The 9,052-nt window shown below is 47.6% G+C and carries 10 protein-coding genes; 5 read left to right on the top strand and 5 right to left on the bottom strand.

Annotated elements, in window-relative coordinates:
• Positions 1-164 precede the first annotated feature (164 nt).
• The 4 genes from ACS5WU_RS13610 to ACS5WU_RS13595 form a co-directional block, all read right to left on the bottom strand.
• Positions 165-1,196, bottom strand: coding sequence for a LacI family DNA-binding transcriptional regulator (locus ACS5WU_RS13610; RefSeq protein WP_046441878.1), 1,032 nt, complete (start codon positions 1,194-1,196; stop codon positions 165-167).
• A gap of 393 nt (positions 1,197-1,589) precedes the next feature.
• On the bottom strand, positions 1,590-1,784 hold the full coding sequence (locus ACS5WU_RS13605) for a hypothetical protein (RefSeq protein WP_046441867.1): 195 nt from the start codon (positions 1,782-1,784) through the stop codon (positions 1,590-1,592).
• Between the two features lie 138 nt (positions 1,785-1,922).
• A complete protein-coding gene (bioB, locus tag ACS5WU_RS13600; protein WP_302761816.1) occupies positions 1,923-2,879 on the bottom strand; it encodes a biotin synthase BioB in 957 nt (318 codons plus the stop codon).
• 9 nt (positions 2,880-2,888) lie between these two features.
• Positions 2,889-3,455, bottom strand: coding sequence for a biotin transporter BioY (locus ACS5WU_RS13595; RefSeq protein WP_156415095.1), 567 nt, complete (start codon positions 3,453-3,455; stop codon positions 2,889-2,891).
• A gap of 319 nt (positions 3,456-3,774) precedes the next feature.
• On the opposite strand from ACS5WU_RS13595, the gene ACS5WU_RS13590 reads away from it, so the two are divergent.
• Together ACS5WU_RS13590 and ACS5WU_RS13585 are read left to right on the top strand one after the other, a co-directional pair.
• A complete protein-coding gene (locus ACS5WU_RS13590; protein WP_046441864.1) occupies positions 3,775-3,975 on the top strand; it encodes a type II toxin-antitoxin system HicA family toxin in 201 nt (66 codons plus the stop codon).
• Positions 3,975-4,268, top strand: a complete 294-nt coding sequence (locus ACS5WU_RS13585; protein ID WP_059109127.1) for a type II toxin-antitoxin system HicB family antitoxin — start codon at positions 3,975-3,977, stop codon at positions 4,266-4,268. Before ACS5WU_RS13590 ends, ACS5WU_RS13585 begins: the two co-directional genes overlap by 1 nt.
• A 31-nt stretch (positions 4,269-4,299) precedes the next feature.
• On the opposite strand, the gene ACS5WU_RS13580 is transcribed toward ACS5WU_RS13585, so the two are convergent.
• Complete coding sequence (locus ACS5WU_RS13580; RefSeq protein WP_302761821.1) at positions 4,300-6,108, bottom strand: putative bifunctional diguanylate cyclase/phosphodiesterase; 1,809 nt, start codon at positions 6,106-6,108, stop codon at positions 4,300-4,302.
• Positions 6,109-6,521: 413 nt separating this feature from the next.
• On the opposite strand from ACS5WU_RS13580, the gene ACS5WU_RS13575 reads away from it, so the two are divergent.
• Genes ACS5WU_RS13575 through ACS5WU_RS13565 form a run of 3 tightly spaced genes read left to right on the top strand, consistent with a single transcriptional unit; the run spans position 6,522 to position 8,847 of the window.
• Positions 6,522-7,322 (top strand): MerR family transcriptional regulator, encoded by an 801-nt coding sequence (locus tag ACS5WU_RS13575; protein WP_302761823.1) that lies wholly within the window; start codon positions 6,522-6,524, stop codon positions 7,320-7,322.
• Positions 7,319-8,134: an ABC transporter ATP-binding protein gene (locus ACS5WU_RS13570; protein WP_465089199.1), complete on the top strand. Its 816-nt coding sequence runs from the start codon at positions 7,319-7,321 to the stop codon at positions 8,132-8,134. The genes ACS5WU_RS13575 and ACS5WU_RS13570 overlap by 4 nt, the downstream gene beginning before the upstream one ends.
• Entirely contained in the window at positions 8,131-8,847 is a 717-nt protein-coding gene (locus tag ACS5WU_RS13565; protein WP_302762292.1) for an ABC transporter permease, read from the top strand. The genes ACS5WU_RS13570 and ACS5WU_RS13565 overlap by 4 nt, the downstream gene beginning before the upstream one ends.
• Positions 8,848-9,052 lie beyond the last annotated feature (205 nt).

Below are 9,052 nucleotides of genomic sequence, written 5' to 3'. Positions count from 1 at the left end.
TTCCTTTTATTTCCATTCGATCATCCCTGCCATGCAAAGAAATCAAATATCGCCCGTTAAAACAATTTAATAAATCATTAAAAAAAATTTACAGTTTGAAGCATGGTTGCCTGCGCCCGCAATCGCATACCGACGGGTTTTCAGGAAAATAGTATGCAGTTTTTTCACTGTATTTGTTGTGTGGATTCCCTCACGGTCAGTTTGGGTTCTAAAATGATTTTTGTCTGCGTGTCTTCGTTGCCCCTCATCAGGCTCAGCAACAGGCCGAATGTAACTTTTCCCATATTCAGCAAATCGTAGCTTACGGTTGTAAGCGGAGGCGAAAGCAGCGGCGCCACCCAGATATCGTTGTATCCCACGATCGAAATATCGCCGGGTATGGCAAGGCCCGCCTCTTTCACCGCGCGCATCGCGCCAATCGCCACCATATCATTGCCCGCACAGATCGCCGTTGGCTGTTCCTTCAGCCCAAGTAACTGCCTGCATGTTTCATAGCCAGACTTTTCATCATATTGCGTCTCTAAAACATACTCCGGACGGTAAGTGATTCCCGCATCCATCAGTGCTTTGCGGTATCCCTGCAATCTTTTGAGTCCGGTATCCGCATACAGCGGCCCTGACAGATGCGCGATCCTCTGATGTCCCAATCCAATCAGGTGCTTCGCAGCAAGGCGCATCCCTTCAAAATCGTTTCCCCTCACATAAGGGGCCGCGTCGTCTGTAATCCGGTTCATCAGCACATATTTTGTACCCATGCTTTCCAGTAAAGCGATTTCATCATCGCTTACATATCCTGCTCCAAGGATCATTCCATCCACCATCTGCGAGCTTAAGACATTGATGTATTTTTTCCCCTTTTCCGCATTGTCGTCTGTATTGCAGAGAATAATATTGTAACCCTGTTCATCCGCGGCCTGCTGCACGCCTTTCACAATTTCGGTGAAAAACGGATTCATGATGTCTGCCACCAATACGCCGATTGTATGGCTTTTGTGCATCCTCAGATTTCTCGCGACTGAGTTAGGCGTATAGTTCAATTCCCTGATTGCGCGGTATACAGCCGTTTTGGTCTCTTTTTTTATATTGAGCGTTTTATCTTTATTGAACACGCGCGACACGATAGCGGGAGTAACACCCGCGCGTAACGCAACGTCTTTAATTGTCGCTTTGCCTTTTTCCTTTTGTTTGCTCTTCACAGAAACACCCCGCCGATACCCCGGCTTTTGCCTGATTGTATTAGTACTTTTGCAGTCATATTCCAATGCCGGTTTCACCGCACGCATAACTTTCTAAATCGAATCATATTTGAGATAAATCGTTATTACGAATTTGATAAAAAACAGGCCGTTGTAAAACCGAAAAATAATGTCTGCTTTTTTGGTCATAAGGTTTCTCCAAAAAACAGCACAAAAAAACGCCCATCCAGGGCGCAAATCGCGAAATGCGGGCAATAAAAAAAGCGAACGAAAAAGCAGGCTTTATCGTTTGCCTGACTTTAGGTTAAAACAATTTAATTCAAATGTCAATCATTTTTTTCGAATTTTTCGACAAAAAAAGCACAGATAACTCTGCGCTCTGATATTTATCTTTTATTCATGCTTGCTGCAGGCCCTGTCTTTCTGCTCGAAGAAGCCCATAACACAGAAAAAAATGCCGATTCCGCTCAAAAGGCATTGCGCAGTCTGGATAAAACCGTCGTGCACAGAAATAACACTTCCTACAATCAGGTTCATCGCAATCGCGAAGATACCCACTATTAAATAAAGATTCAGATGAAATTTCAAAATACTGCGCCACCTTTTTTAATCGTTATATTAAATATAACATTGCCAGAAGCGTATTACAACTTATTTACGCAAAATTTTATACTTTCTTAATATCTTTTTTTACCAGGCAATCAAAACAACCGGGTTTTTAACCGTTCACGGCCCCGTTGTGAATCCGCATTCCCCAATCATTGCGAGATCGCCCGTCAATGCGGCGCCTGCCGTTGTCAACATATCCCCTGAGATAGCGGCATTTACACCGGAGCGTATCATTCTTCTCCCGCGGTCCTTCAGGTTTATCCTGCCGCCCGCCAGCCGCAGTTGCGCGTCCGGCAATACAAAGCGGAAGATTGCCGCCGTCTTTAACGCCTCTTCCTCTGAAATAAGCGGCTGTCCTTCAAGCGGCGTTCCCTTGACCGGGTTCAGCAGATTGAGCGGAACGGACTTTATCCCAAGCCCTCTCAGTTCAAATGCCATATCGATTCGGTCTTCCATTCGTTCGCCCATACCGAAAATCCCCCCGCTGCACACACAAAGCCCCGCCTGCTGCGCCAAATGGATCACTGCAAGCTTTTGGTCATAGGAATGCGTCGAACAGATGTACGGAAAATAGCCGCGCGAGGTCTCCAGATTGTTGTGATAGCGTCTCACGCCCGCCTGCCGGAGCATACGGAACTGCTCCCCGGTCAGCAGGCCGTGGGAGGCGCATACCTGTATCCCACATTGCGCGGTAATCTTTGCATAGATATTGCACAGCTTCTCTACTTCGCTATCCGTAAGCCGCGCGCCTGACGTCACAATGGAAAATCGCCGCGCGCCTGCTTTTTGATACCCTTCCGCAGCACGCAGGAAAATTTCCTCATTCAGCAGCCCATAAAACCCGGCTCCTGTCCTGTAATGTGCGGACTGCGCGCAAAATTTGCAATCTTCCCCACAACGTCCGCTTTTTCCATTGATAATTGTACAGATATCAAAATCATCCCCACAAAAAAATCTCCTGATCTCATCAGCCGCCTCGCCGAGCGCCCGGGCGCCCTCATTGTTCAGCAAACAAGCCTCCTGCTTTGTGATCGCATATCCATCAATCACTTTTTTTGTCATTTCTGAAATCATGTTTTCTCCTCAAAGCGTGCCATTTTTACGCAGAACCGGCAGCAACCGTTTTGCAAGCCATGCGGCGAGCAGGCAACGTAAAATATCTGCCGGCAAAAAGATAATCACGCACGACCATAAAACCGCCCACAGCGCCATGGGCGTTTGCAACACAAAATTCATGATCAGGTAAAAGTACAGCGTCCCTATGATATATGCGGGTACCATACCAAGCATTCCGGACAAAAACAGATTTTTTACGCTGAGCTTTTTGATTCTTTGCGTACGCCGCCCGGCAACAAAGGCGGTGAGCGCAAATCCGATTAAATATCCAAAGGTCGGCTTTAACACATACATAAAGCCGCCGCCCTCCGTAAAAACCGGCAGTCCCAAAAGGCCAATCGCAAGATACAGCAGCATGGATATCGTGCCATATTTCGGTCCGAGGAGAAACCCCGCGAGCAATACGAAAAATGCCTGGAATGTAATCGGTACATAGGGAATCGGTATCCTGATAAATGCGCCGATTGCAATCAGCGCCGCGAAGAGAGCGCATAATATGATATCCCTTGTCGTCGTTTTTTTTGTAGTTGCCATTTCCATCCTGTTATCCCCCATTTGAGCAGGCGCCCGCTTGCCGTCCACAGCGCCGCCTGTTGATTGCTGGCTACAGCGTATTAACTTATGGCTTTGCATGGCTGCGCCGCCGTAAAGGCAGGCTGTATAGCAGTTTCCAGCAAATGCCTGCTGCGCAACCTTTTGGCAGGCTGCAATAAAAATCTATTGTAGTATATCATAGCGCCACCTTATTGTAAACTATATATTTTATATTGGTTTACAATTATGCCTGATGTTTACATTCCCTGTAAAACTGGTATAGTTATAATCAAACAGAAACCTTGGAAAGGATTATAGCATGAAGGTAAGCGAGCTTAGAAGGCTTCTCTCCCATAACGATATCCTGCTAAAACGCGAGGGCGGAAACCATGATTTATATTTCAGTCCCCTCACAGGGCGTACCTTTCCGGTATCACGCCACAAAACGGAAGAGCTTGCCGCGGGTACGCTTGCCGCTATCCTGCGGCAGGCAGGTTTGGAAAAAACGGAGGTGTCCTGATGGCAAAATATTGTTACCCTGCAATTATATCGGAAGAAGACGGAATGTATACTGTTTGTTTTCCTGATTTTGAAAGCTGTGTTTCCTGCGGTGATTCGCGCGAAGCCGCGCAGGAAATGGCACACGATGCGCTCTCGTTGTTTTTGTACGATATGGAGGAAGAAGGCGTTCCTTTTCCCACACCGACTCCCCGCAGTGAAATCTGTGCGGAACACGTGATTCTGGTGGAAGCTGATACGGGCGAATACCAGGAAAAATATTGCCACTGTAAAGAATGCCATATCAAAAAATAGCCGCCTGTTATTACAGTCGGCTGTTATCGAATCAAGACCAAAATTCTTCTGTAAATCGATCCTGAGGAATGGGTTTGGAAAAATAATAGCCCTGACCGTAATCGCAGCCAAGTCCCTTCAAAAACCGAACCTGTTCCAATGTTTCAACGCCTTCACAGGTGATTTTGATTCCCAGTGCATGCGCCAGATCTACCGCACAGGCAATCACGCCCTTCACATTACTGTTTTGATCCATCTCATTTAAAAATTCACGATCAAGTTTGATGATCTGGATCGGCAGCTTGCCCAAAAGGCTCAGGCTGGAATATCCGGCTCCGAAGTCGTCCATCGAAATCAGGAATCCATCTTCCTTCAGTTGGGACAATATCTGGATTACAGAATCTGCTACTTCATTAAAAGCGCTTTCCGTGACTTCAACTTCAATGCAGTCATGCGGGATTTTATGTTGCCCCACAATATCCAGAAAGGTTTCGTAAAACATTCTGCTGTACAGCGTCACCCTCGAAATATTGACGGAAATCACAAGATGCGCAAGCCCCTTGTCGAGTTGGGCGCGCAGGTAGGCGCAGGCTTTTCTCAACATATAGAAGTCAAGATACGCAATCATGCCGCATTTTTCAAACAGCGGGATATAGGTGTCCGGATATATCATTCCCTCTCCGGGAACCTCCCAGCGCACCAGGGCCTCTGCCCCGATTACCTTCAGGTTCTCAAGCTCCAGCTTTGGCTGAAGATACATTTTGAGTTCCCCATCCCTAAGCGCCTGATGCAGCCTGTCTTTAAGCTTTCCCTCAAGTTCCAGTTTTTCCACAAGGGCCTGGTCATACCACTGGACTGCCCCCTCTTTCTGCGTCTTTGCCGTTTTATGCGCGGTATTTGCCTTATCCATAATGGTTTTAACCATTTCGTCATTTTGCGTAATATCATATGCGCCGATGGCAAAGGTAAGTCCGTCGTATGCCTCGAGAAACGCCATTGTTCTGAGCGCATCATTCAAAACGGTTTCAAGCTCAGCTATGAGGGTATCCGAGCTTCTGGCCAGAACCACAAAGTTGTCCGCGTCAATGCGCGCGCAAAGCTGGTCTTTTCCCGCCCATTTTGAAAGCGCAGCGGAAATGGCAATCAGCAACTGGTCTCCAAGCGTGTATCCATACACCTTATTTAAATCTTTAAAATATTCGATATCAAATTCCACGACGGTATATTCGGATGCGTTGCGCTGCCGCAGCAAATTTGCAGCCGAAGCTTCAAACCCCGCCCTGTTGAAAATTCCGGTCAGCTTATCCGTAAAGATGCTCTTTTCCAGCGCTTTGCGGTTATGTACATTCAGAACTCCAAAAAACACGATGGATAACGCAAGGCAAATAAAATAGCATATGATGGAGTTTTTCAGTTTTTCGTCCGAGCTTTCCTCCGCCCTCAATACAAGATCGTCTGCAAGTTCAAAATGCTTTTGGCTCAAATCATACAGCTTCTCGCCGCTGCCCGTCGCACCGGACCGCATCACTGTAATCTCATCCTTGATATCAGTCCATATAATGCTTAAATCCGCAAGCATCTGCTGATACTGGGCATCATCATCCCTTGACAGACCATAATCGCCGTTTCCCGTTTGCAGGTCATAGATGATACCGTCAAGACGACTGATAAGAGCATCGTCCTCATAGCCATGCAGCTCTTCCTTTACCAGCTTCTGTGTGGCGCCCCTCACGATCCCGCTGTAATTGATGATACGCGCGCCGCCTAAGTTCTGCCACAGCAGCGCAATAAGGACCAGAATGGCAACCAGCCACATCACCGTATATATCTGAAATTGTCCAATCTTCCTAACTTTTTTCATGCCTGAAAATTTTGATTTGGCGAAATCCTTTCTTTTTAGGTCGGGTATTGTATTAAAGCAGACCTTTCCATATTTTTACATACGTTATGGTAAAAAGCACCTGTTTTTCATCCGTCAGATAGCAAAAATGTCACATGATCCATTAATAAAGGGAAAAATAGTGGGGGGATAGATTTTGTCGATTCCTTATTATTCATTCCGATCTTTACAAATGATTTCACAAGATATTAGCTAAATAAAGCCATTTTTTCATGCCTTTTCATTGTATCACTTATGCCAATGGAAATCAATGTGAACGGAAAGTTTTTCGCAATGGGCTTTTTTATTGTGCCCTTTGTCGGTTTCACATCATAATCAAAAACTTGCTTATGACGCAACGTCATGAATTATAATGGAAACAGGAGGTTTTTTGCATGGATCAATATAAAGCCATACCACAGGGTTATATGACGGTGGGCCAGGCTGCAAACAAAATGGGCGTTACCGTCCGTACCCTTCAGTATTACGATAAAAAAGGATTGCTTTCGCCATCGTCTGAAAGCGAAGGCGGACGCAGGCTCTATACGGATAAGGACCTCGTAAAGCTCCATCAAATTTTGTCACTGAAATCTCTGGGGTTTTCGCTTGGTGATATCAAAAACCGGTTGGTCGACCTCGACTCCCCTGCCGATGTTGCGGCTGCGCTTTCAACACAGGCCGCCGCCATACGGGAAAAGATGGAAAGCCTTTCGGAATCTTTGCGCGCGATTGAAACGCTGAAAACCGAGGTTTTGCAAATGCAATCCGTAGATTTTAAAAAATACGCGGATATTATCGTGAACCTGCGGATGAAAAACGAATTTTACTGGTTGATCAAGCATTTTGACAGCGACACCCTCGACCATATCCGCAGCCGTTTCGACCAGGACAGCGGACTGAAAATGATAAATACGTTCAACAGCCTGCTCGACGAGGCAATATGGCTTTCCCGGGAAGGCGTTCCTCCCGCAAGCAGCAAAGGCCAGTCCCTTGCCAGAGCCTTTTGGGACATGGTTACAGAATTTACCGGCGGGGATATGAAGATGCTGTCCAGACTCATGGAAATCGGGACTTTCGATGGTATGGACAACGAATGGAAGCAAAAACAAACGGCCGCAAACGCTTACATCGAACTCGCCCTGGAAGCCTACTTCACAAATCTGGGCGTCAATCCGTTTGAAGGAGGAGACAAATGAGCTGTGCGATACAGGTCCGCCGACTGAAAAAGAGTTATGGCGATCATACTGTCCTCAGAGAGATCAGCTTTGATGTGTTAAAGGGTGAAATGTTTGCACTGCTTGGCGTGAACGGCGCAGGGAAAACCACCGCGCTTGAATGTATCGAAGGATTGCGCAGGTATGACGGCGGAAGTATTACGGTGAACGGCAGCGTAGGCATCCAGTTGCAGTCGGCGTCACTTCCCGCATATATCAGGCCAATGGAAGCCGTACGGCTGTTTGCAAAATGGAATCATACCGAGCCCAACGCTCCTATACTTGCCGCGCTTGGAATCGACGCGTTTGCAAAGAAGCGGTATCATGAGCTCTCAACAGGCCAAAAACGCCGCCTGCATCTCGCGCTTGCGTTGACAGGCGATCCGGATATCCTGTTCCTTGACGAGCCGACCGCCGGACTGGACGTGGAGGGCAGGGTATCGCTCCATAACCAGCTCCGCGAATTGAAGGCGCAGGGAAAAACCATTGTTTTAGCCAGTCACGATATGGCTGAGGTCGAAAGCCTGTGTGGGCGCATTGCAATCCTCAACGACGGCAGTATCGCCTTTACGGGCACTGTTACGGAATTGTCAGAACAATTTGGCAAACGGTTTACCCTGCATATCGAAACAGGGCTTGGTAACGAAAGCCATGAGACAGACGACATCGCCAATACGCTGCTTGCCCTGCTTCAGGATTTCAGGGAAAGAGGAATCGCCGTGCTGGGCATCAGCATAGACCGCGGGACGCTCGAGGAATATTTTATCGATATTGCAAGGGGGAAGGAATCTTGAACGCATTTTTATACGGAACCGCACTGCAATGGAAGCTTGATATCAGGAGTAAATCCCTGTTGATCACGTGCTATGTGGTTCCGCTGCTCTTTTTTGCCTTTATGGGCGGTATCTTCACCTCCATAAATCCGCTGTCCAAAGACACGCTCATACAATCCATGACCGTAATGGGCGTATCGATGGGCGCGCTTATCGGCCTGCCCCCTTCCCTTGCGGAGCTTTACGGCAGTGATATTAAAAAAGTATATCAAGCAAATGGCGTGCCGGTATATTTTGGTGTGGTTACGCTGTTCCTGTCGGCGTTTATCCACCTCATGATTATGAGCACAATCATATATTTTGCTGCGCCGGCTGCTTTTGGCGCAGAACCCCCGGCCAATCCCCCGCTGTATTTCGCTTCCCTTGCAATTTTCATAGCGGTATCATTATGTATTGGGAGCGTTCTTGGCCTGTTGGTGACAAACCAGGCAAAGCTTACCATGGTTTGCCAACTAATCTTCCTGCCTTCGATCCTGCTCTCAGGAATTATGTTTCCAATCAATATGCTGCCCGGCTTTTTTGACGCTTTTGGGAAAGCGTTCCCCGCGACATGGGGGTACCTCCTAATGGCAGACGGAGGTTTTACCCTCCGCAACCTGATGCCGCTGGCGCTGATTCTTGCCGCCGGCGCCGTGTTGTGCGCCTGTTTGCTGAAAAGGCTGCGTTCGGCATAAACATTTTTCCATGTGATATCGTTCGATGTATCCGAAGGCAGGCAGTGTCCTGAAACAGACACCGGCGCTTATACGCCTTGCGCTGCGGTGGTACGTTGCCCGGGAATACCCCTCTGCTTCCGGCAGGCATAGGACAGTTTGCAGCGAAGGGCTTCGGGAGCCGTTGCACTTTGAATGGATTTTTCATATATTCGGAAAGGCGGAC

The sequence above is a fragment of the Christensenella sp. KGMB01412 genome (assembly GCF_055522415.1).
This window is presented reverse-complemented; position numbering and strand designations above follow the sequence as displayed.

Bases quoted from the DNA above. Each gene is read 5' to 3' on its own strand.
- ACS5WU_RS13570 (WP_465089199.1), top strand. From the start codon at position 7,319: ATGAGCTGTGCGATACAGGTCCGCCGACTGAAAAAGAGTTATGGCGAT.
- ACS5WU_RS13580 (WP_302761821.1), bottom strand. From the start codon at position 6,108: ATGAAAAAAGTTAGGAAGATTGGACAATTTCAGATATATACGGTGATG.
- ACS5WU_RS13575 (WP_302761823.1), top strand. From the start codon at position 6,522: ATGGATCAATATAAAGCCATACCACAGGGTTATATGACGGTGGGCCAG.
- ACS5WU_RS13585 (WP_059109127.1), top strand. From the start codon at position 3,975: ATGGCAAAATATTGTTACCCTGCAATTATATCGGAAGAAGACGGAATG.
- bioB (WP_302761816.1), bottom strand. From the start codon at position 2,879: ATGATTTCAGAAATGACAAAAAAAGTGATTGATGGATATGCGATCACA.
- ACS5WU_RS13595 (WP_156415095.1), bottom strand. From the start codon at position 3,455: ATGGCAACTACAAAAAAAACGACGACAAGGGATATCATATTATGCGCT.
- ACS5WU_RS13590 (WP_046441864.1), top strand. From the start codon at position 3,775: ATGAAGGTAAGCGAGCTTAGAAGGCTTCTCTCCCATAACGATATCCTG.